This window comes from Photobacterium iliopiscarium, assembly GCF_003026395.1.
GTDB lineage: Bacteria > Pseudomonadota > Gammaproteobacteria > Enterobacterales > Vibrionaceae > Photobacterium > Photobacterium iliopiscarium.
This window is the reverse complement of record NZ_PYOO01000001.1, coordinates 19,291-40,553: the sequence shown is the minus strand read 5'-3', so window position 1 is coordinate 40,553 and position 21,263 is coordinate 19,291. Positions and strand designations below refer to the sequence as shown.

Here is a 21,263-nt window from a genome sequence, read left to right as displayed (position 1 = left end):
GTTAATAGCCTGTGGGCTTTTTTATTACTTTTAGTATGGTAGCGCTACCTTATGAAAGGGGTATTTATAGCTTAGAGAGTCCCGCTTTATTGGTGTGCTTGTAAAAACGTTAATGCATCATCCATAGTATTAAAAATAGTATGTCCTAAAGCGCGAGTTTCAGTATCAGGTTCTACAAGGTCGATAATTTGTAACGTAGCCATATTGGCAGCGACTGCCGCTTTAACGCCGTTATTTGAATCCTCAAAGGCGATACATTGATTAGGTTCAATATGTAGACGTTGTGCCGCAAGAAGATATATTTCCGGATTAGGTTTACCCTGAGTTACTTCATCGCCACAGGTTATGTGTGAGAAATATGTTGATAGTCCTGCGAGATGAAGTTTTTTCTGTGCGAGAGTTTTGTGAGTAGACGTGGCGACAACCATGGGGATCTTTTTCGTTTGTAACCAATCTAATAATGCGATGACACCTTGCTTAACCGGAATAGCTTGATGTTCAACAACGGCAAGGTAACGTTGCATCCAGCGAGGGTGAAAAACATTATAATCCAATAGGTTACCGTAGCCTTGTTCAATAATAGGTTTAATCCCAGCTTGATTACGTCCAATAATAGAGAGATAAACATCTTGTTTAAAGGGAATATTCATCTCAATACATGTTTGTTTAAAGGCGGTCATACACACTTGTTCGGTATCAAGCAATAATCCATCCATATCAAAAATTGCTGCACTATATTTCATCATATTCTCAGTGTGATTATTTTGTTAGACAGTTTCGCATAATATTAAAACCCAGAATAGACTATTTATAATAAACATAAATAATTAATTTATGATGATAATTTTATGGGGTATTTAAAGAATAGGTTGTGTATTTTTTATTTGATAATAATATATCTTCGTTATTTATACATATGTAAATAATATTATTTTAATTAAAAAGGAATATATCATGACAAACCATAACCTATCTAAGCCACTACCTGACTTTATAAAAAAAAATTGAATTTCATCTAGAAGAGCTTATTTATCCAAGAAAGAACCAACAACATTTAGTATTAGGTAAAAAACCGACAGAAAATGGTGTTTTATTACAGAGTAATGACTATCTTGCCATTTCTAATCATGATCATATTCGAGAAGCATATATAGAGTCGCTTAGTAATAATAAAAAAGACATTGTTATGTCGGCTATATTTTTACATAAAGAAGATGATCATTCATTTGAGCATCAGTTAGCAAGTTATACTGGGTTTGAGCATTGTATTTTATCTCAATCTGGATGGGCGGCAAATGTGGGATTAATTCAGACGATCTTACCTATAAATACACCTGTCTACATTGATTTTTTTGCTCATATGTCATTATGGGAAGGGGCTCGGGTTGCGGACGCTCAGATTCATAGCTTTCTACATAATAATATTCGTCATTTAGAAAAGCTAATAAAGCGTAATGGCCCAGGACTTATTTTAGTTGATTCTGTTTACAGTACCTTAGGTACAGTCGCGCCTTTAACTGAGATTGTCGCGTTAGCCAAAGATTATGGTTGTGCTATTTTGGTTGATGAGTCACATTCATTAGGTACGCATGGACCAAAAGGTGCAGGGCTCGTTGCAGAATTAGGTTTAACCGATGATGTGGATTTTATAACCGTTAGCTTAGCGAAAGCATTTGCTTATCGCGCAGGGGCGATATTGTGTAGTAACAAAATTGGGCAAGCATTACCGTTTGTTGCCCGTCCAGCTATCTTTAGTTCTGCGTTATTACCCCATGAAATTGCGGTATTAGAGGCGACATTGAATGTGATTAAAAACAGTGATGATCGCCGCGCACGATTGGTAGAGCAAGCTGACAAATTACGTTATGGCTTAATTCAACTTGGATTTAATATTCAAAGCCAATCTCAAATTATAGCCCTTGAAACCGGTAATGAAGACAATACTGAAATAATGCGTGATCATTTAGAAAATATGAATGTTTTTGGTTCTGTTTTTTGTGCGCCTGCAACACCAAAAAATAAAAACCTTATTCGTTTTTCTGTTAATAGTGAATTAACCGATCAAGAAATAGAGGTTATATTAAAAGCGTGTTATTTGATGAAAATTGAATTAGCATCATAATTATTACTAATATATTCTAATAGTTAAATAGATGGTATTAAAATAGTAAATAATATTAAGCCTGCTAATAGTATTTAGTAGGCTTATTTGTTTTTAATTATACAGATTTTTATATTATTAAATATATACTTCCAATGTATTTTTGAGTCAATATTAATACTTTAATGAGTAAGGAATACGATTATTTTAATTAGTTGTTGATATTGTTTTTTGCCGCTGTAGTATTTATTACAAGATTAACGATTAATTATTTAACGAAATTAAATAAACATGCATATGTTATTTAAGGGGTATTCATGCAAAAGAAAAAATTATGCCTATTATTAGCTATGTTTACAGGAAGTGTAAATGCTGCTGATTTTGAATCACCATTAATTTTACCTACAGAGATTGCTCATACAGAAGTTGCATCACAATGGGCTGTTGGTCATTATCAAAATATTAAGCAAGCGAATCGAGTTTGGAATAATTATAATATTGATATTAAATTGTCACCGGCTACTATTAGTTATCTTGATTATCCTTATGAGACAATTGAAGAAGTGTCTGACAATATTAAACAAATGATCGCAAATGACCCAAGTATTATTAATAATACGCTAACGACTTTTGCATCACAGGTTTCAAATACAACTAAGGGGCATGCACGCTCACCAATGGGATTTGAAGATCTAGAATCAATGAATAATGCTCAATTGATCCTAAGTGCTGATAGTGTAATAAATAGCCGTTATAAATTTGTTTATGCTCATGAAGTTGGACATACTTTTGGCGCTAAGCATACTGAGGCGAATACTGTTGGTAGTACTGATGCTCTGTTTAAAAACGCTTACGGCACCAAACAATGTAATGCGGAAGGAACAACCAGTTTAATGTCTGGCTTTAGCAGCTATAACTCAGCAAATGGCTTACCGTTTATTAATGGTCAAGCGGGTTGTGATCAAGGTAGTGGTGATGTAGTGAGTTTGCTCAATAAAACGGCATTAGCAAAAGAAGGCCTAACTGATTTAACTCACGTTCAAACACTTGCCGCGGTAGTACGCGAAGATATCAATGCCCAACAATTTGAAGTCACACTTACTAGAAGCAAAGATATTGATAACGCGCAGCAAGCAATGGTTTATGTTGCGACTAAAGTCAGTGGTAAGCAACAAGCCGCTCTAGCACCTAAAGAGGTGTGGTTTAGCGCAGGTAGTAAAACTGCGACGTTAACATTACCTTTTGATCAAGTATATCCCTTGTTTGATAATGCTGCTTCTAACCAAGGTACGTACTTAGTTGCCGTGACTAAAGATGAAGTAGTGCCAACGGATATTAACCTATTGGATCACAATACACAGTGGCCATTAAATCATGACAAAAAAGAAGGTTCAGGTGGTAGCTTGTCTTTATTTTGGGTGATAATGATGTCGCTGGTGGCTTATGGCCGTCGTAAAATAATGTAATTAAGTGGTTAGGTGAAAAGTAGGTGTATATAAAAATAACATCTACTTTTTAATGCTGATTTTAACCGTTTAATCATTTAACCATTTATGAACAGTATCTAGTAAGATTGTTTTTGAAGATGGTTTTAGTAAAAAATCAGTGACTCCAATATGCATTAAATGTTCTCTATGCTCTTCATCTAAAGATCCTGAGTAACAGATAATCGGAACGTCTTTATGCGAAGAATATTGGCGATTGGTTCTAATTTCTTTCGTTGCATCTATACCTGACATGATCGGCATTTGTGAATCCATTAAAATGAGATCAACGGTAGATTCTTGCAAATAAGTGAGGGCAGTGCGTCCATTATCAGCTTCAATAACATCATAGCCAGCATTTTTTAATAATATTCCAGAATATAAGCGTAATGAAATGTTGTCATCAACGATCATTATTTTAGCTTTGGTTGAACATATTGTTTTTAATGAGATATTATGGGACGTTTTTTTTGTGAAAATTTGTGTTGTTAATTTTTTTTGTAATTCATCAACATGATTATATTCGAATAAATAAGGTTGGTGTGTTTTTGAAAGTATTAGTTTTTTCACATCATCTTTGTGACGGATAAAGATGACTTGTATCGTAGTTGTTGCTATATGATTATAGAGTTTAGTTAATAAATTACTTTCTATTGATGTTAGATCAATGATAATACAATCATAATTATTATTATCAATATTTATGATATCGTAATTAAGTGTTTTTTTAGAATGGAGTTTGAAGTTATAAAAAAATGCAAGATGATTAATATCTATTAATTGTTGTGGCTGATTACCTAAGAATAATATTTTCTTTGTACTCATTAAGTCATATTGTATTTTATCTATTATAGGTGATGTGATCATTGGTAATCGAATAATAAAGGTTGTAGATATATTCTCAGTTGAATAGCACTCAATACTTCCTGCAAAGGCATTAATGACTTTTTTGCAGAAAGATAACCCTAAGCCCGTATTATTCTTTTTCCCTGACGTATAATATTCAGTGAAAATATTTTTAATTAACGATGATGGAATGCCTTTACCATAATCTTTTATACTTATAATCGTTTCATTCTTTTTACTATAAACAGAAATGATAATTTTAAAGTTTGGTTTGTCTTTGTAATAAAAAGAGTTTTTTAATAAATTAAAGAAAACATAGCGTAATAAAATATCATTTCCAAAAAACAGATTATCTGTGTTTATTTGAAAAAACACTAATGCTCTGTCACTTTTCTGTTGGTAGCCATATACATTAAGTGCATTATTAACCACATCGTGAATTGAAAGATAATGGAAAGAATGTGGTGATATTTTTTGACTATCAATCGAACTAAGTAACAGATTTATGGTGCTGTGGCCATTGTTTATGATAGAGATATTGTCTTGAATGATATCACGTAATTTGTGTATTTCGGCATTAGATATTAGACGGTGTTGTTGAGGATCATCTGTTAACGTTTCTGGAAGCAGTTCTAGCAAGACTTCTTGAGAGGCATATAAAGCACCAAGAGGATTTCGCATTTCATGAGCAATACCGCTACTAAATGAACGTGAAAATAATTGTTTGCTCTCGATTTCAATGCGATTACGATAATTAAAACAAATACCGGTTAAATAAGAAAAGCTGAAGACAACCAGGTATGAGTAATGAAATCCAATGCCAATATTTGACATCGACATATACCCCAATACTGCGGCACTGAATGCTGCTATTGTGGTAAATATCAGAATAAGCAACCAATCATAGATAATAATAATGGATAAAAAGATGGCAGCCATAAAAGACATTATCCATTCAACGGTCCATTCATTACGTATCATCATATAACAAAAGAAAAACGGCAAACAAAAGCAAATACTGAAAACAAAATGTTTCTCTTTATATCGAGAAAATAGGCTTGGCATGTAAGATTTAATAGCAAAGGGTAAAAAGAGGAATGCGCAGACTAAGCGTAATGGTAAGTTTTCATAAGGCTGCGGAAAGAGATAAGTCCAAATAAAATAATAAGCAGGGAAACCTATACTACCAAATAGCCCGATAAAAAATAAATTCGGTTCAATATAACGGTAAGCGCTGGTTATTCTTTGCTTAATGCTCATTTTGTTTCACGTGAATATGGATGACTATTGTTAATATTATCTGTGTGGTGAATCATTAGCAAGTTTTTACTTTTTGTTGTGCTTGCTAATTGTTGACTAATAAAGATGAGTTAAAAACTCTGTTTGTGACTTTTAAAGTGTTATGGTGACGACTTATCATTTTGGAGCGTTTTAATGTCTTTCTTTACCGCTTTATTTTACGACAATGTAATGAAATATACCGAAGAAGCTTGTTTGGTTGAATGGCGTCGAACCTTGCTTGAAAGCGTAGATGGTAATGTATTGGAGATTGGCGCGGGAACAGGGGCGAGTTTAGGTCTTTATCCACAAAAGCCTTCGTTAGCGCTCTATTTGTCTGAGCCTGATCAACATATGCGAATGCAATTAGAGCAAAAATTAGGTTCACAATCGAAAATTAAAGCGACAGTATTATCGTGCTCAACTGAGCATATTGACAGTGATGATGATTTTTTTGATTATGTCTTTGTGTCATTAGTGTGTTGTTCTGTTAAAGATGTGGCTGCGTCATTACAAGAAATTAAGCGGGTTCTTAAACCAAACGGGCGATTTATTTTTTTAGAGCATGTTGCTGCTGAGCCAAATTCTCGTTGTTATCATTGGCAACAACGGTTGAATTTTATTTGGCGTCGAGTTGCAGATAATTGCCATCTTAACCGAAATACAGAGCAGTCAATTATTGATGCAGGCTTTGTGATTGAAGATATTCAATATGAAAAAATGCGCAAAATGATTGCCGTCGTGCAGCCAACCATTAGAGGTATTGCGCGTATAGCACCTGAGTAATTAGCGCTATATCGCTTACATGCTAGAACTAAGCATAAAGCAGAGAAAAGAGTGCTGAACACTCTTTTCTCTAAATAACTATCGCAAGTATTATTGTACGATTTCGCCACTTTCAACCACAGTTTTACGTACGACATCAGCAAATTTTAATGCTTCATCACGCACTGTTTTTTCATTCACCGTCAGAATATTACGATTTTCCATAAGCAATTTACCGTCAACCACTGAGTGCTTAACATTGGTTGCATACGCTGAATACACCAAGGCAGAGTATGGGTTATAAACAGGGATCATGTTGGGTGCTTTAGTATCAATCACGATAATATCAGCCAGTTTGCCCACTTCTAAAGAGCCAATTTTATCTTCCATGTGTAATGCACGTGCAGCGCCAATGGTTGCCATTTCAATTACATTGATAGGAGGCATTGCCGCGCGATCTTTATTAACGAGTTTGTGTATTTTAGCTACTTGGTTAAACTCATCAATCGTGCTTAGGGTGTTACCTGACATCGGGCCATCAGTGCCTAAACCAATACGTAACCCATCGTTAAACATTTTCAATGCAGGTGCGACGCCTTTGGCTGATTTGATATTTGCACTCATGTTGTGGGCGACACCAACATCGTGCTTTTTCAAAATAGCGATATCTTCATCATTAGCATCAATGACGTGCGCGGCTAAGAAGTTTGAATTAAGTGCGCCAATCGATTCCATGTATTTAATCGGCGATAGGCCGCCTGAACGCTTAGCTATCACTTCACGTTCACGATCAGATTCAGCAAGGTGCATCATTACGGGCACATCATGTTTTAGCGATAGTTTAGCAATGGTTTGCAGGGTTTCAGTTGAGTTAGTATATGGGCCATGTGGTGCAAATGCTGGTGTAATACGCGGGTGATCTTTATATTGTTCAATAAAGTTGAGCGTGTATTTAATACCATCTTCTGGCGTTTTAGCACTTGCCACAGGGAATTGAATAATGGTTTCGCCTAAGATGGCACGCATACCTATTTGATCGACTGTTTTAGCCACTTCATCTTCAAAGTAATACATGTCAGCGTAAGTTGTTACGCCACCTTTAAGCATTTCTACGTTGCCAAGTTGTGCGCCAATACGGACCATATTACGCGAAACCAGTTTCTTTTCTAGCGGGAAAATATAACGGTGTAAACGATCGGGCACGTCATCGGCCATTGAGCGAAAAACGGTCATTGATGCGTGAGTATGGGAGTTAATGAGGCCAGGCATAACAATATCACCATCCGCATCAATGGTTTTGATTGCTTTGTATTCACTTATATTCGAACCATCAGTAACGGCATAAATCTTATTGCCTTTTACTGCGACTAAACCATTATCAAATACAGTTTTGTCTTGATCCATGGTGAGCACTGTCGCATTTTTTATTAACAAATCAACATTTTCGATGGCATAAGCTGATGTGCTAATAAGCGAAGTAGCAGCAAGAGAAACAGCAAGTAACGTTTTTTTAAACATAGTGAATTACCGAACCGATGGATTTTCGCCGATAATACAGTGCAATAAATGAATGAAAATAACTATTTTATTGATTACTTCTATTTGTGATCAAGATCTTGTTGGAGTGATGAATGTAACTCAGAAATGGCATAAAAACGCTCAATTTTGCAAATAGAAATCGATTGCTTGTTTGATTTTGGCATATTTAATATTGGATGGTGGATTGCTTATATGGGTAAATATTACTTTTGGGCATAAAATTTATACTTGGTAAATGTCGATATGTACATTACTATATATCGAAATATTATGGAGGTTGTTATGTCACTTAAATCTGCGGTTATTACTGCTGCTGTATTATCTCTTTTTGCACAACCCGCTTTAGCTGCTGATAATGTTACTGTCTTCGCTGCATCATCATTAACCAATGCGTTAAATGCTATTGCGGCAAAATATCAACAGCAGACGGGGGTTGAAACTACATTATCATTTGCATCATCATCAGCCTTAGCGCGTCAAGTTAGCCAAGGCGCACCGGCTAATATCTATTTATCAGCCAATGAAAAATGGATGGATTATGCAGAGCAACAAGGGGCAATAGCGGCCAATACCCGTAAAGATATCGTTAGAAATAGCTTAGTGATGGTTGCTCCTTTGGCGTATCCACAAAATAAAATCAAAGTAAGTGCTAATTGGAATTTAGCCAAAGCATTAGATGGTACCCGTTTAGCTGTTGGTGATCCTAACTATGTGCCTGCTGGTATTTATGCAAAACAAGCATTAGAATTTTTAGGATTATGGAAACAAGCACAACCATTATTAGCCAGTGCCAATAATGTGCGTTCAGCGCTGGTGTTAGTTGAACGAGGGGAAGCCCAATTAGGTATTGTCTATAAAACGGATGCTGAAATTTCTAAAAAAGTAAAAACAGTGTATCAATTCCCAGCCGATTCACATAAACCGATTGTGTACCCAATGGCACTAGTAAAAGGCAATGTGACGCCAGCTGCAAAAGGCTTTTATCAATATTTACAACAGCCTCAAGCCGCTGCGATTTTTAAATCTTATGGCTTTGATCAGGTTACAAAATAGTCGCGCGGTTTGTTAAACGTATAATAGTCATGGGTCAATGATAAGGTACTGAGTGAAAGCTTAGTGCCTTTTATGCTTTATTTTTGATTATGTTTAAAAATACAGCGAATAAGGCACAGAAATCAAATCATTGCTGACTGACGGCCAATGATTACCTATGCTATTGCTATAACGAATAAAAGTTTACAGGATTGTTGTTAGTGCTTACTGAATATGAATTAGAAGCGTTATATTTAAGTTTAAAAATTGCCAGTGTCGCGGTAATTTTCAGCTTACCATTAGGAATTGGTTGTGCGTGGTTATTGGCTCGTCGTCAATTTTGGGGTAAGTCATTATTAGATGGGCTGATTCATTTACCATTAGTGTTACCACCGGTGGTTATTGGTTACTTATTGCTGATCACTATGGGGCGTCAAGGTACTATTGGTAAATGGCTTTATGAATGGTTTGGCTTTACCTTTAGCTTTAGTTGGCGAGGTGCGGCACTTGCTGTCGCGGTGGTGTCGTTTCCATTAATGGTGCGTTCAATTCGATTAGCCTTAGAAGGTGTTGATAAAAAACTGGAACAAGCGGCTCGTACTTTAGGCGCTTCTTCTACTCGAGTATTTATGACAATCACTTTGCCATTAATGATCCCTGGCATTCTTACAGGGACAATTCTAGCCTTTGCGCGTGCATTAGGTGAGTTTGGCGCGACGATCACTTTTGTGTCTAATATACCGGGTCAAACTCAAACCATTCCTTTAGCAATGTATTCCTTTATTGAAACCCCCGGTGCGGAAAGTGAAGCGGCAAGGTTATGTATCGTCGCTATTGTGATTGCATTATTATCATTGTTTGCGTCTGAATGGCTAACTCGTGTGGCGAGAAAACGATTGGGGGCAGTGTAATGAGCACTAACATAGCGCAAAAGCGATTAAAAATGTGTTTTACTCAGCAATTAGGTGATCTTGCTTTAGCTATTGATCTTGATGTTCCTATGCAGGGTATTACGGCTATTTTTGGACGCTCGGGCGCAGGAAAAACCTCATTAGTGAATGTGCTGAGTGGGTTAAGTCATCCTGACGATGGCTATATACAGCTTGGTGATCGTGTCTTATTCAATAGCCAGCAAGGTATAGCGTTAAGTGCTGATAAACGTAATATTGGTTATGTATTTCAAGATGCGCGTTTGTTTCCACATTATACGGTAAAAGGTAATTTGAATTACGGCGTTAAACATACCGATCAACAACATTTTGATGATGTGGTTAATTTATTAGGTATTGCACCGTTATTATCACGTTATCCCGCTTCGTTATCTGGTGGTGAAAAACAACGGGTAGCGATTGGGCGAGCATTATTGACCAAGCCTGATATGTTATTAATGGACGAGCCTTTAGCGTCATTAGACATGCCACGCAAGCAAGAACTGATGCCTTATTTGGAGAAGTTAGCCAAAGAGGTTAATACACCGATTATTTATGTGACCCACAGTTTAGATGAGATTCTACGCTTAGCGGATTCAATGGTGATGTTAAACCAAGGCAAGGTACTGATTTCAGGGCATGTGAATTCTGTGTGGAGTTCTCCTGAAATGCGGCCGTGGTTGCCTGCAAAAGAGCAGAGTTCACTATTAAGTGCGCGGGTCAATATTAACCATTCCCGTTATGCATTAACTCAAGTGATGTTGAGTCATGATGCTTCATTATGGGTGACACAGTTACCTCATCAGCGAGGAGAATGGATACGCGTCCGTATTTTTTCTAATGATGTATCCATTGCTCGCCATTATCCTCAAGCAAGCAGTATTCGTAATATTCTTGCGGCAAGGATAGATAAAATTCATCATGCTGAAGACGAGCGCGTGGAAGTAAAATTACGTATTGGTGAAACCCATTTGTGGGCCAATATTACTGCATGGGCAGCAGATGAATTAGCACTTAAAGTCGGTGATCAAGTTTTTGCTCAGATAAAAGGTGTCAGTGTCACCAAAGATGATTTAGCTTAAAATGTTATAAATAACAGTATGATTTATAATATCACCAGCATCACAAACAAAAACAGCTGAATTAAATAAATCATAGCCATTTTTCGTTTCAGGTATTGGTCAACATAAAACTGTTGATGCTGCGAAGCTATGTGGTGGTGCCGATAATGTTGCTAAAGTTGAAGTGCAACAAACGTTCGTTAACGGTCTATTGAGTGTCGTTACATTACACCACGCCAAGCTCGCGTATTCTGTAAGTAATAGTCAGTATTTGCATCATACCAAGCCTCCAGCAGTGGAGGCTTTTTCTTTCCTGTTGCATCTCATTTCTGAAAACAAGCCATATCGCATATTGCTATATATCGCACTTTGCGATAATCTGGTCTAAAATTCATAGCAAAGGGTTAATATGCGTGCGGATCATCACTACAACTCGAATTAAACAGGCAATGTTGATGTACCCACAGTGGCGGGTTGGGTTGACTCTCTGGCAACAGACATTCAATCGAGCAGGCTTAAAGTTTGAATCTTTTGCTCAAATTAAAGATCTTTGGCGTACACAAAGTGGCTGGAATGTTGATCGTGTCCCTGCACGTAAAGTAGGTGAAACGGCTTTTAACGGTGACAATTACGACCTTTACATTTTTGACGTTCATAAGAACGACTGTCGTATTTTGGCTCGTATTGATAGCACTCGCAGCAAGATTTTTATTCGTGAGATTTTATCTCACGCAGATTATGACAAATGGATTAAAAGTCATATATAAGTAATCACCTCCGTATATTTTGGAGCAGTTATGATTAAACACCATGAAAATGTTGGATTGAACACCGCAAATCTAAGCGGCATGTTTGAGGCAATGTCAGATGTCCTAAGTGACTACGCACAGAATGCCCTAATTTTATTTAACTATTCAACGAAACCAATTGAAACTGAAGCGGAAGTGCTAGAACGCGCTGAATTAATGGACGAGCTAATGGATATGGCGACCTCTGAAACTGATGTTTGTATGGTTTATGCCCATGCAATTTCAGACCGCATCGAAGAATTTGAAACGAACCATTTAATTATGCCTAAAGTTCCCGCTGTAGAAATGCTAAAGGGCTTGATGGATATTAAGGAGCTTAAACAATCTGATTTAAAACATATCGCGCCTCAAAGCGTGATCAGCGATATTTTAAATGGCAAAAGAGCTATTAATTTAGCTCAAGCAAAAGGCTTCAGTGAGTATTTCAATTTACCTTTTGAAACCTTCATTGATTAATAGCCGCCGTGCTATCGCTAATAAAACCGCCGAGCATGGCGGTTTTGTTTTATCTGGCCTTTAATCACCGCGCTGACTCTTGCCACTATCTCAATATTCTCGGTTAGCTGTCGGCTAACAAGATAGTCTGATCGACCACAATAAAAATTGTCCAGATACAAAAAAGTTTGATCAATTTTGAGCTTTAAAGTCGCTTGGTAGTTAAGGTACGACAGAATCGCTTGGTGATCACAAATGGGTTAGCTATTAAGCTAACTCATAATTGCCCCAAAATTACTTAGTGCTTTTACTCGTTCATATTACATTAACGTGATTTTGAATTAGTTTTATTGGCTGTGTACCTGTTTCGTTATAACTAGATGCAGTAATTTTGACTGATTAGCAACATTCCTTACTTACCACATTCCCCAAAAAACACCTTAAAGCAAAATAATGTAACCAATCTCATGATAATTATGAATTAAATTGATTATGATTATCGGGATTTAGGGCATTCTTTTGCGTGAAAATAAGAGTACTTACTAATAAGCTGTTAAGTGCATAAGGGGAAAGTATGGAATTACACGATATAATTCAAAGAAATAAAATCGAAGAAAAATTTGATAAAAGTGTCAGTTTTAAACAGTTTGGTATGGAAAGTATCAATGAAATAGCACGAATAGATCCAAATATATTGTTTGAGATTGGTGCTCAGGCTTGGATGTTATTTGTTGAATCCGGAGTGAAGGTTAACCCACAGAAACTAGCTGCTGATTTTGATAATAAGAACCCTCTAATTTATCAAAAAGTAGAGAAAGTTATTAAACGAAAGGTAATTCAAGATTTATCTTTTACATATGCAAAAGTGGATGACCCTGATATAAATAGCGAAGGTTGTATACAATTGTCACTTTGTAGAATGTATCCAAATGATTTATATATTGCCGATGTTGTGTTTTATGATCCTTATAAGCCTGTGACGGAGAAGAACAAAAAATATGAATTACATTACTTTAAATCATTAAACCTTTTCGCTTTCCATCTTGAAAAAATCAAACTGTACTGTAAAGAAAACAATATTGCGCGAATCACTTTAACAACTTCATCTAATGAACAAATTCCGTACTTTGAAGCTTGTGGCTTTAAAATAGAAGACAACGGTTTTGCTAAAAATGCATTGGCGTATGGTTGGAGTGTACCTATGTATTTGTGGTGCGCTTAACAGATGCATCAACACGATTTGCTACATTCGGTATTCTAGGTTTAGATGGTAAATTTGAGCTTAATCTGCATGGTAGCAAACGTGTTATGCAGGCGTTATGGCTTTCCCTAATTCCATACAAATAAAAGGAAATAACATGAACGTAAATGCATTAAAAGAGATTATCGAAAATCATGAACACTTATTGGTAGAACGTGCTCAAAGTATGGGACTTGAAGAAAGATCAGTGCAAGTTGCGGCGTTAATTGTCGATGATCGTGGGTACGATGCTTTAGTTGGTCGCCAAATTTGGGTATTTGATAATGCTGTTCGACCTCTAGTCGAAGATGTGCCTTGTAGCGGATACCAAGGCTTATTTGGCGAAGATCAGAACGAGTGTCCAAATATCCTTGACGATGAAGATCTGGTTGAATGCTACCAAAACGAATCTTTTCTATGTGAAGCTTGCCAAGGAAATGCTAATAGTGACTCCGATGCACGAGATAGTTTCATGCGCGAATAAGCTCAAAGCCATAGCAATCTGTTTAAGAGTGATTCGGCACACGTAGCATTTTTATTATGCATTGGTTTTAGTGATTAAGGTAGCATGCGGAAGCATCGGTATTGCGAGCCTCACACATTAATTGGACATTAGTGATTTCGAGGAAATAGGTTAATCATGATTCTTTATAAATATATGTCATTTCAGTCTGCTTCAAAGGTAATGAAAAATGACTCAATAGGTTTTTCTTGCTTAGAAGACCTTAATGATCCATTTGAAGGTACAGCTATCTGTTTTGAAGAATCAGAAACATTAAGTAGTAAGCTACAGAAAAATCCACACCGTAATCGCTTAAGTCGTAACTATGGTGTGTTGTCTCTTACGCGTAACCCGCTTAATCCTATGATGTGGTCACATTATGGTGATGATCACAGAGGTGTCGTTATTGGCATTGATATGAAAAAGGCTAACTTGCTGGATGAAAACTCATGTGTGATTCCCGCGCAATATGGCGAGATAGTTTACACATCAACTATGCCACAAAACATGCTCCCGACTTCAAGTGTTGAGTCATTAATATCTGTAGGAACAGAATATAAGTGTTTCAGACATCATAGTTATGACCTGTTTAAAAATGCGTTTCTCATGAAAGATCTAACATGGGGATACGAAGAGGAGGTGAGGGTTGTAAAAAATATTAATGGCTCTCATAAATCTCGTTACTCAACATGTGAGTTTGAGAATGAAGTCGGAAAATGGAATCAAGTAACAATTCTGGGGCGACCACTGTATTGCTTATCAATTCCCAAAGAATCAATAGTTGAAGCATATTTAGGTTGTTCTAGCTACAGTAATGTTACCCGCTTAGGTATGGATAAAGATGATTACCTTAATATCCGCAAAGCTTGGCAATCAAGTGGTGTAAATGTTCGAATTAGTACGTCGTAAAGAAGGGACTTGGAACTTAGAAGTTTCTGACTACAAAATTTAGAAAGTAACTAACAAACGCTTAAGGTTTTAAGATACTTTTTCTAATCTGATATAAGCACATTAGAGTAACTGCACTAACGCATTTATGTCCAAAAATTGAGCTAGCTCGAATGGCTAGCTCAAATTTGTCCAAATTTTAGTTAGTCAGAACGGCTAACTAAAAAATGCCCCAAAGTGAGAAGCTGATTCCCCCCCCTCGCAATTTGAATTAGTTGCCCTTATACCCAGAACATTAACGTTGTGACCCAATTTATAATCCACTTCAGGTATAAAAAGAGCCAATATCAAGTTATGGTTGTATCAACAAATCTTAGCTGTGACTAAAATGTTCATTAGGTGATTTGATTACTCGTACTAGAAAATGATGAATAATCCAAATAGCCATTGAGGTTAAAATGACAGCAACCAAAATAGAACTAAAGCGATAAAAAATAGCAAATACCGCATCTTTTTGATCGGGAATCAGTGATGTTGTCAAAGGAACCGTTAATGCTGACATAGCCGAAAAAGCAATGCTGGATTTGATGGTGCCAAGGGCGAGCCAAGAACAAAAAAATCCCGCAGCAATAGCATAAGCTATAATGAAAAGTATGCCATTATCAGCCCAGGAATAGAGCCCTATTTGGATACATAACCCCGCTAAACACCCTAGAAACGTGCCTATAATACGTATTTTTGATGCCGCCAGTGAGCCAATTAATGTCATCGGTGACAGTACGATCAATATTGATGCTTGCGCTGATAATGAATCATTCAGATCGCCAAATTGAAATACCAAAAACGCCAACATAGCGATGATCCAACCCAGTGCGGTTTGTCTTATCATGCCGATATGATCGTAACGTTGAACATTATTGGTGGTGTCACTTACAGTATCTATTGTTGCTTCAGTTGTGGGTTCTGGAAAAAAATAATAAGCCAGCGCACAGATAGGCACTGTTACAATCGCACTACACCATAACGTTATTGAAAAGTCTTCTAAATCAAAACTGCTGTAGCTGGCAAAGTTAAGTGCTATCGAACCAACGAGTAGGCCAATAAAGCCAAATAAATAACTACTTTTATGGCTCATCGCGATACATTTTTCAAGAAAGAATATGCCAACAATAATGGTTAAAAGTAGGGGGGATGATTGGAAAAAACCGTTAATAAAGCTTACTTCAAGTGTAACCCAAATAACACCCACCACTAATTGTACGTAGCTATCCCAGTGCCAATGATCGGAATTCATCATGATATTAATGGGCAATAAGGCAATAAAAAACCCATATGACCAACCAAAGATCATACTGATAGCTAAGCCTACGACACAGCCAAACCAAAGTCGCATTGTTTTCATAAGTTATGACTCCGAAAATTAATTACTTATCGCATTACTTATTGATATTGGTTTAGTAAATAAAGTGCAGCACACTGGCTAAATGGATTTCTATTTTAGCTAACAACTGCCATACCAGATTGTTTTTCGGGTAGACAACAACGGTGGCACGTGAGCCAACAAATAACTGTGGAGGTAAAGGTTGCTGACTGATGAAATTGACACGTACTCGCTGTGCATCACGTACCCAACGGTTGCTGGTTTCAATACTTGTTAGATGTCCATTCGCTACTTGTTGTGCTGCGGCGACACCAAAGTCACGATTATTAATAGTTAATGGGAATACTTGACCCGGTAATGCATCGTAGGCGACATAAGCCATAGAATGAGAATGAAATTTAGCGATAGATTTTTCTCTAAAGTCTGCTGCTACCCACATAGAATCGGTTGGAATAAAGGTTAACATTGGCTGATTAGCATTTGCCATTGTGCCTACATCAACTTGAAGGTTAGTGATCACGCCATTACTTGGTGCTATTACTTGTGTATGGGCTAAATTCAGTTTGGCTTGGGCTAAGGTGTTTTCAGCCGCAAGTACAACAGTACTTTGACCGTGTTTAGGCCCTAACTGGGTTTGTACTACCACCGCTTGTTGTTTCGCCGCGGCTAAATTAGCTTGGGTTGTTTGGTTTTTAGCATAAGCACTATCACGCATTGATGCAGAAACGAGTTTCTTTTTAGCTAATTTGTTTATTCGATTAAAGTCATTATGAGCATTATTATAATTAGCTTGGCTGGTGGCAATATTGGCTTGAGCAACACTGGCTTGGGCATACAGCGCTTGTTCTTGCTGATGTGCTTGCTCTAAAGCCACTTGTGCTTGATCGACCGCTAAACGGTATTTTTGATCATCAATACGAAACAGTAATTCGCCTTTTACAACGGCTTGATTATTTTTAATATCAACTTGTGTAATTGTGCCTGAAACTTCGGGTGCAATTTGTACTACATAACCTTGCACACGACTTTCACTGGTTAACGGTACATATCTATCGGCAATAACAATGTAGGCCATAAGTAGAATAAAAATAACGATTAGACATCGCATCCAATGTTGAAAAGTAGTATGAGAATTAGGCATGAGATATTCCAGTGATCACAATCAAGCTGATCAGTATAAGAAGAATTAACTTGATTGAATACTGCGACAAATGTCACACTTGTGCGTTAAATATAGGACAATGTAAGGAGGACTAATGAAAGCATCAATGGATGATTTGTATTTATTTATGCTAACAGTACGACATGGCGGGATCAGTGCGGCTGCAACAGCACATGGATTACAACGATCTAAAATTAGCCGCCGTTTACAAGAATTAGAAAAAGCGCTCCATTGCCAGTTATTAATTCGTACCACGCGCCATATAGAATTAACCGAAAATGGACGCTTATTGTATCAGCATATTAATCAGCCATTAACGGAAGTGAATCACGCGATTAATTTACTTGAAAGTCAGCAAAACAGTTTACAAGGCGTTTTACGCTTAGCTGCGACAGCATCGTTTATTTCATCACCGATGTTTGCTGAAGTCTTAGATACTTACGCGAACCAGTTTCCATTGGTGCGAATAGAGTTACTCTATCTACAGAAAAGCGTTGATTTAGAAAGAGAAAATATTGATCTACAGTTACTACCGAATATGGCTGAAATTATTAATGTAGATTATGTACAACAAGCTTTTTTAACCTCAAGTAATGGTTTATTTGCATCATCAGAATATTTAAAACAGCATAGTGAGCCAAAAACAATTGCAGAATTACAACAACATTGGTTATTAGCCAGTCGTTATAATTCAACCTTGCTACAAGAGGGGACGCGGTTACGGTTAATGTCTGAAGATATTAATATGATTCAGCAGATGGCTGTGTTTGGACAAGGTATTGCATTATTGCCCAATATTTTAATGCAAGAATCTTTATTACAAGGAAAGTTGGTGCAAGTGCTAACGGATGTTAATTTCTCAGATATTATGATGACCGTTGTGTATCCATCACGGCGTTTTTTACCTGAAAAAACGCGCGCAATGGTAACGTTGTTACGTGAGAAATTTGCAGATCAATCATAAATAGGATGATTTTGATGTTAAATACTATGAATGATTATTTATTTCACGTGTAAATTTAATTTTATCAACGGCTGCGACCCAAGAAGGGCGGTTGATATAATGACCAATGATCAATGCGGGAATGACAAAGAGGATATGTGATAACGCAAGATGTATATTTGATGCGGCTAATACGGTATTACCGCTAGCATAATTGAATAATGCAATGGTACCAAAAATAACACCGAGAATACTTAATATAAAAAATCCGACGACACTAAGTCCAAGAATGTCTCGAGAATAAAGTTTAAAAAGGTTCATTAATTAACTCCTAACCTCGACGGTTTGTTATTGTTAAAAGAGTAAATAAGGGCGATTTGTCCCTGTGGTTTTATTACTATGCGCCTTCAGAATAAGAGTAATATTGATCTTGCACATAAATTAATGCTTACAGATTTAAATTGTCGATAAATACATTTTTTATATTTATTGGGACATTGTGATGTTTAATTTATGTGGCATTAACCAACTAAATGCGGTGGAAAAATGGGCTTTGGCATCGTTATCGATCACTCTTCCGTGAGATAAAATAATACGTTCAAAAGGCCACGTAAGGATTTCTTGAATTGATTGGCGTAATTGAGTGTGATTTTGAAAAGTGATCCGCCAATACCATGGCATTGCTGGCTTAAAATAACAGCCATTAATAACAGAAAGCGCAAAAGTAAGAGGGTGATGACTGTCTACCATCCATGCTAAAGCATCACCGACAATCAGTGTTTTTGAGAGTGGATCACAAAAAGCAATTTCTTCCATCCTGTCACTACCACGAATCACCGTTTGCAATAGTTGTCCTCGCCAATGAAGTGGTGTTTTATTGCCCAGCGCATCATCAAAGGTGAGATCGCTACGCTTATGGATGAGTCCTGGAGGGGCATAGAAATAAGCTTGAGGGTAAGCTAACCACCAATCGGAGAGATAAATATTGTGATTTTTGTTTGGTGTTACCACATAAGCAATTTCACCTAGTTGGCTAATTTTCTGCTGTAAGGTAGGTGTTATTTCAATCGGGGAATGGATAAAGAGTTTGTTGTTATCTAATCGAATAATCGTCATTCGGTGACCCATAGGCGCACCCGCTACGCGGTATGGCATATCATAATACCAAATCCGATCTTTACTCCATTCAATAAGAGTGTGATTTTTGCTCATAAGCATCATAACGATTAATCAATAGGTAATGATCATCATATGATTAATTTAGCGACGGTCAATATTTTTGTTACATATTTGTTCATTATAAATAACAACATAAAAAAATAGCCACCGTAATAAACAGTGGCTATTAGATTGTACAATTTAGACTCGCGTCGGTGTGATACTAGTTGTTGGTTGTTTCTGTTGTGGTACTCGACGCGGCTATTTCTGATGTAGCATTGGTTGCCGCTTGATCCATTCTTGCTTGTTCTTCTTTGGCTTTATGAATCATTGGTGTGATTGTTGAACCTTGCACGATAATAGAGAAAATAACCACGGCATACGTCATTAATACAATAATCTCTTTCACATCAATATCAGGACTAAAACCAATAGGGATCCCACTTGGAATTGCCATTGCCATTGCGAGAGCTAGGCCACCACGTAATCCCCCCCACGTTAATATTTTAATCGATAATGGGTTATAGGTGCGGTAGCGGTTAAATATTTTATAAGCATATTTAACGCTGAGGTAACGGCTTAATAGGACTAATGGTATAGCTATCACAACCGCTACGATATCAATCGCATGGAAATTGAACGTGATCATCATTAAGCCGATCAATAAGAATAAAACCGCATTTAAAATCTCGTCAGCAAGTTCCCATAAATGTGATATTTGATGAGCGGCTTCTTCGGATAGGGTATTACGGGTCCAGTTACCAATAATAATACCCGCAACTACCATTGCAAGCGGTGCTGAGACTTCAATATGTTCACTGACGACATAACCAAATGTTGGGATTAAGATCGTTAAAATTAAGCGGAACATATTGTCATGTGAGCTTTTAATCAAGAAGTGGAACACCACCCCAATAACGGCACCAAATGCAATGCCGCCTAAAGCCTCACGAACAAATAATAGCGCGGTGCTAGAGATTGTTGGGGCAGTTTTACTGAATGCAATTTCAAATAAGGTAACAAAAATAACTAAGCCAACACCATCGTTAAACAGTGATTCGCCTTCTATTTGAGTTGAAATACGCTGTGGTGCTTTGAGTTTTTTAACGATAGCTAATACGGCAATAGGATCGGTGGGTGAAATTAAGGCACCAAATAAACAGCAGTAAATAAAATCAACATCAATAGTACAAAGTTTAAACAGCGCCCATAACACAATCCCAATAAAGAAGGTTGAAAATAGGGTACCGATCAGTGCTAAAAATGTGATTTCAAATTTTTGATCTTTAAGGTGAGGCAATTTAATGTTTAATGCACCAGCAAAAAGAAGGAAGCCTAGAACACCTTTTAGTAAGAAGTCATCAAAGTTGACTGCCTGTATCATCTGAATGACTTCATGCTCTTCATTACGAGGAATATAGCCGAATTTACTTAATATTAAGAGAGTCAGTGATATGGCAATTGACCAGCCAGTGATGGCAATAGTCGGTTGAAACTTACCGATACGGTGGTTAATAATTGAGATAAAGACAGCAACGGCTGCCATTATACAGACGGTGTCATAAGCTGACATGAATAATGTGCTCCACTAGGTATCAAATAAGTTGTCGTTGGACAGCTGTTAGCATAATTATCTGATGTTGTGTGTAATAAAAAAGAGTTATAAATAAACGGGGTTTAATTTATATTCTCTATAAATATGTTTTTATA

At 36.9% G+C, this 21,263-nt stretch carries 19 protein-coding genes and 2 pseudogenes; 13 read left to right on the top strand and 8 right to left on the bottom strand.

All coding sequences use genetic code 11. The features are described from left to right. Window positions 1-86: 86 nt before the first annotated feature. Window positions 87-743, bottom strand: a complete 657-nt coding sequence (locus C9J51_RS00200; protein WP_107274770.1) for an HAD family hydrolase — start codon at window positions 741-743, stop codon at window positions 87-89. Window positions 744-954: 211 nt separating this feature from the next. Between C9J51_RS00200 and cqsA the strand changes: the two are divergent. Together cqsA and C9J51_RS00190 are read left to right on the top strand one after the other, a co-directional pair. Next, window positions 955-2,122: pseudogene (gene cqsA / locus C9J51_RS00195) on the top strand (alpha-hydroxyketone-type quorum-sensing autoinducer synthase). A gap of 296 nt (window positions 2,123-2,418) precedes the next feature. Next, window positions 2,419-3,567 (top strand): M12 family metallo-peptidase, encoded by a 1,149-nt coding sequence (locus tag C9J51_RS00190; RefSeq protein ID WP_107274769.1) that lies wholly within the window; start codon window positions 2,419-2,421, stop codon window positions 3,565-3,567. A gap of 69 nt (window positions 3,568-3,636) precedes the next feature. On the opposite strand, the gene C9J51_RS00185 is transcribed toward C9J51_RS00190, so the two are convergent. Continuing rightward, window positions 3,637-5,691: a hybrid sensor histidine kinase/response regulator gene (locus tag C9J51_RS00185; protein WP_107274768.1), complete on the bottom strand. Its 2,055-nt coding sequence runs from the start codon at window positions 5,689-5,691 to the stop codon at window positions 3,637-3,639. A 174-nt stretch (window positions 5,692-5,865) separates the two neighbouring features. Between C9J51_RS00185 and C9J51_RS00180 the strand changes: the two genes are divergently transcribed. Further along, window positions 5,866-6,495 carry a class I SAM-dependent methyltransferase gene (locus tag C9J51_RS00180; RefSeq protein ID WP_045040570.1) on the top strand — a complete coding sequence of 210 codons (630 nt, stop codon included), beginning with the start codon at window positions 5,866-5,868 and terminating at the stop codon, window positions 6,493-6,495. 90 nt (window positions 6,496-6,585) lie between these two features. Here the strand turns inward: C9J51_RS00180 and C9J51_RS00175 are convergent, their stop codons facing one another. Beyond that, the gene (locus C9J51_RS00175; RefSeq protein ID WP_107180344.1) at window positions 6,586-7,992 is read right to left on the bottom strand and encodes an amidohydrolase; all 1,407 of its coding nucleotides are present in this window, start codon (window positions 7,990-7,992) and stop codon (window positions 6,586-6,588) included. Window positions 7,993-8,295: 303 nt separating this feature from the next. On the opposite strand from C9J51_RS00175, the gene modA reads away from it, so the two are divergent. From modA to C9J51_RS00125, 9 genes and pseudogenes are all read left to right on the top strand, one after another. Further along, a complete protein-coding gene (gene modA / locus C9J51_RS00170; RefSeq protein WP_045037883.1) occupies window positions 8,296-9,066 on the top strand; it encodes a molybdate ABC transporter substrate-binding protein in 771 nt (256 codons plus the stop codon). 200 nt (window positions 9,067-9,266) lie between these two features. Further along, window positions 9,267-9,956: a molybdate ABC transporter permease subunit gene (modB, locus tag C9J51_RS00165; RefSeq protein ID WP_045040571.1), complete on the top strand. Its 690-nt coding sequence runs from the start codon at window positions 9,267-9,269 to the stop codon at window positions 9,954-9,956. Further along, the gene (gene modC / locus C9J51_RS00160; RefSeq protein WP_045040572.1) at window positions 9,956-11,056 is read left to right on the top strand and encodes a molybdenum ABC transporter ATP-binding protein ModC; all 1,101 of its coding nucleotides are present in this window, start codon (window positions 9,956-9,958) and stop codon (window positions 11,054-11,056) included. Before modB ends, modC begins: the two co-directional genes overlap by 1 nt. A gap of 79 nt (window positions 11,057-11,135) precedes the next feature. Next, window positions 11,136-11,296: pseudogene (locus C9J51_RS19675) on the top strand (Bor/Iss family lipoprotein); the annotation flags it as partial. Between the two features lie 152 nt (window positions 11,297-11,448). After that, the gene (locus C9J51_RS00150; RefSeq protein ID WP_045040573.1) at window positions 11,449-11,802 is read left to right on the top strand and encodes a type II toxin-antitoxin system HigB family toxin; all 354 of its coding nucleotides are present in this window, start codon (window positions 11,449-11,451) and stop codon (window positions 11,800-11,802) included. A gap of 30 nt (window positions 11,803-11,832) precedes the next feature. After that, window positions 11,833-12,300, top strand: coding sequence for a helix-turn-helix domain-containing protein (locus C9J51_RS00145; RefSeq protein WP_107180346.1), 468 nt, complete (start codon window positions 11,833-11,835; stop codon window positions 12,298-12,300). Between the two features lie 553 nt (window positions 12,301-12,853). Beyond that, a complete protein-coding gene (locus C9J51_RS00140) occupies window positions 12,854-13,501 on the top strand; it encodes a hypothetical protein (protein ID WP_045040574.1) in 648 nt (215 codons plus the stop codon). A gap of 136 nt (window positions 13,502-13,637) precedes the next feature. Beyond that, window positions 13,638-14,003 carry a hypothetical protein gene (locus C9J51_RS00135; RefSeq protein ID WP_045040575.1) on the top strand — a complete coding sequence of 122 codons (366 nt, stop codon included), beginning with the start codon at window positions 13,638-13,640 and terminating at the stop codon, window positions 14,001-14,003. Between the two features lie 156 nt (window positions 14,004-14,159). After that, a complete protein-coding gene (locus C9J51_RS00125) occupies window positions 14,160-14,930 on the top strand; it encodes a DUF2971 domain-containing protein (protein ID WP_082301522.1) in 771 nt (256 codons plus the stop codon). A gap of 352 nt (window positions 14,931-15,282) precedes the next feature. Here C9J51_RS00125 and C9J51_RS00120 read toward each other — a convergent pair whose 3' ends face one another. Both C9J51_RS00120 and C9J51_RS00115 read right to left on the bottom strand, forming a co-directional pair. Continuing rightward, window positions 15,283-16,311: a DUF2955 domain-containing protein gene (locus tag C9J51_RS00120; RefSeq protein WP_107274767.1), complete on the bottom strand. Its 1,029-nt coding sequence runs from the start codon at window positions 16,309-16,311 to the stop codon at window positions 15,283-15,285. A gap of 52 nt (window positions 16,312-16,363) precedes the next feature. Then, window positions 16,364-17,431 (bottom strand): HlyD family secretion protein, encoded by a 1,068-nt coding sequence (locus tag C9J51_RS00115; protein ID WP_045040576.1) that lies wholly within the window; start codon window positions 17,429-17,431, stop codon window positions 16,364-16,366. Window positions 17,432-17,546: 115 nt separating this feature from the next. Between C9J51_RS00115 and C9J51_RS00110 the strand changes: the two genes are divergently transcribed. Further along, window positions 17,547-18,416, top strand: a complete 870-nt coding sequence (locus C9J51_RS00110; protein WP_045038667.1) for a LysR family transcriptional regulator — start codon at window positions 17,547-17,549, stop codon at window positions 18,414-18,416. 24 nt (window positions 18,417-18,440) lie between these two features. Here C9J51_RS00110 and C9J51_RS00105 read toward each other — a convergent pair whose 3' ends face one another. The 3 genes from C9J51_RS00105 to C9J51_RS00095 form a co-directional block, all read right to left on the bottom strand. Beyond that, complete coding sequence (locus C9J51_RS00105) at window positions 18,441-18,716, bottom strand: hypothetical protein (protein WP_045038668.1); 276 nt, start codon at window positions 18,714-18,716, stop codon at window positions 18,441-18,443. Window positions 18,717-18,881: 165 nt separating this feature from the next. Further along, window positions 18,882-19,607, bottom strand: coding sequence for a DUF4336 domain-containing protein (locus C9J51_RS00100; protein WP_045040593.1), 726 nt, complete (start codon window positions 19,605-19,607; stop codon window positions 18,882-18,884). Window positions 19,608-19,776: 169 nt separating this feature from the next. Continuing rightward, a complete protein-coding gene (locus C9J51_RS00095; RefSeq protein WP_045040577.1) occupies window positions 19,777-21,126 on the bottom strand; it encodes a cation:proton antiporter in 1,350 nt (449 codons plus the stop codon). Between the last annotated feature and the right edge of the window lie 137 nt (window positions 21,127-21,263).

What these genes read in the sequence shown, in the direction of transcription:
- C9J51_RS00140 (WP_045040574.1), top strand. Translation starts at nt 12,854, where the DNA reads ATGGAATTACACGATATAATTCAAAGAAATAAAATCGAAGAAAAATTT.
- C9J51_RS00145 (WP_107180346.1), top strand. Translation starts at nt 11,833, where the DNA reads ATGATTAAACACCATGAAAATGTTGGATTGAACACCGCAAATCTAAGC.
- C9J51_RS00190 (WP_107274769.1), top strand. Translation starts at nt 2,419, where the DNA reads ATGCAAAAGAAAAAATTATGCCTATTATTAGCTATGTTTACAGGAAGT.
- C9J51_RS00200 (WP_107274770.1), bottom strand. Translation starts at nt 743, where the DNA reads ATGAAATATAGTGCAGCAATTTTTGATATGGATGGATTATTGCTTGAT.
- modA (WP_045037883.1), top strand. Translation starts at nt 8,296, where the DNA reads ATGTCACTTAAATCTGCGGTTATTACTGCTGCTGTATTATCTCTTTTT.
- C9J51_RS00125 (WP_082301522.1), top strand. Translation starts at nt 14,160, where the DNA reads ATGATTCTTTATAAATATATGTCATTTCAGTCTGCTTCAAAGGTAATG.
- C9J51_RS00105 (WP_045038668.1), bottom strand. Translation starts at nt 18,716, where the DNA reads ATGAACCTTTTTAAACTTTATTCTCGAGACATTCTTGGACTTAGTGTC.
- C9J51_RS00175 (WP_107180344.1), bottom strand. Translation starts at nt 7,992, where the DNA reads ATGTTTAAAAAAACGTTACTTGCTGTTTCTCTTGCTGCTACTTCGCTT.
- modC (WP_045040572.1), top strand. Translation starts at nt 9,956, where the DNA reads ATGAGCACTAACATAGCGCAAAAGCGATTAAAAATGTGTTTTACTCAG.
- C9J51_RS00135 (WP_045040575.1), top strand. Translation starts at nt 13,638, where the DNA reads ATGAACGTAAATGCATTAAAAGAGATTATCGAAAATCATGAACACTTA.
- C9J51_RS00185 (WP_107274768.1), bottom strand. Translation starts at nt 5,691, where the DNA reads ATGAGCATTAAGCAAAGAATAACCAGCGCTTACCGTTATATTGAACCG.
- C9J51_RS00110 (WP_045038667.1), top strand. Translation starts at nt 17,547, where the DNA reads ATGAAAGCATCAATGGATGATTTGTATTTATTTATGCTAACAGTACGA.
- C9J51_RS00120 (WP_107274767.1), bottom strand. Translation starts at nt 16,311, where the DNA reads ATGAAAACAATGCGACTTTGGTTTGGCTGTGTCGTAGGCTTAGCTATC.
- C9J51_RS00115 (WP_045040576.1), bottom strand. Translation starts at nt 17,431, where the DNA reads ATGCCTAATTCTCATACTACTTTTCAACATTGGATGCGATGTCTAATC.
- C9J51_RS00100 (WP_045040593.1), bottom strand. Translation starts at nt 19,607, where the DNA reads ATGAGCAAAAATCACACTCTTATTGAATGGAGTAAAGATCGGATTTGG.
- C9J51_RS00180 (WP_045040570.1), top strand. Translation starts at nt 5,866, where the DNA reads ATGTCTTTCTTTACCGCTTTATTTTACGACAATGTAATGAAATATACC.
- C9J51_RS00095 (WP_045040577.1), bottom strand. Translation starts at nt 21,126, where the DNA reads ATGTCAGCTTATGACACCGTCTGTATAATGGCAGCCGTTGCTGTCTTT.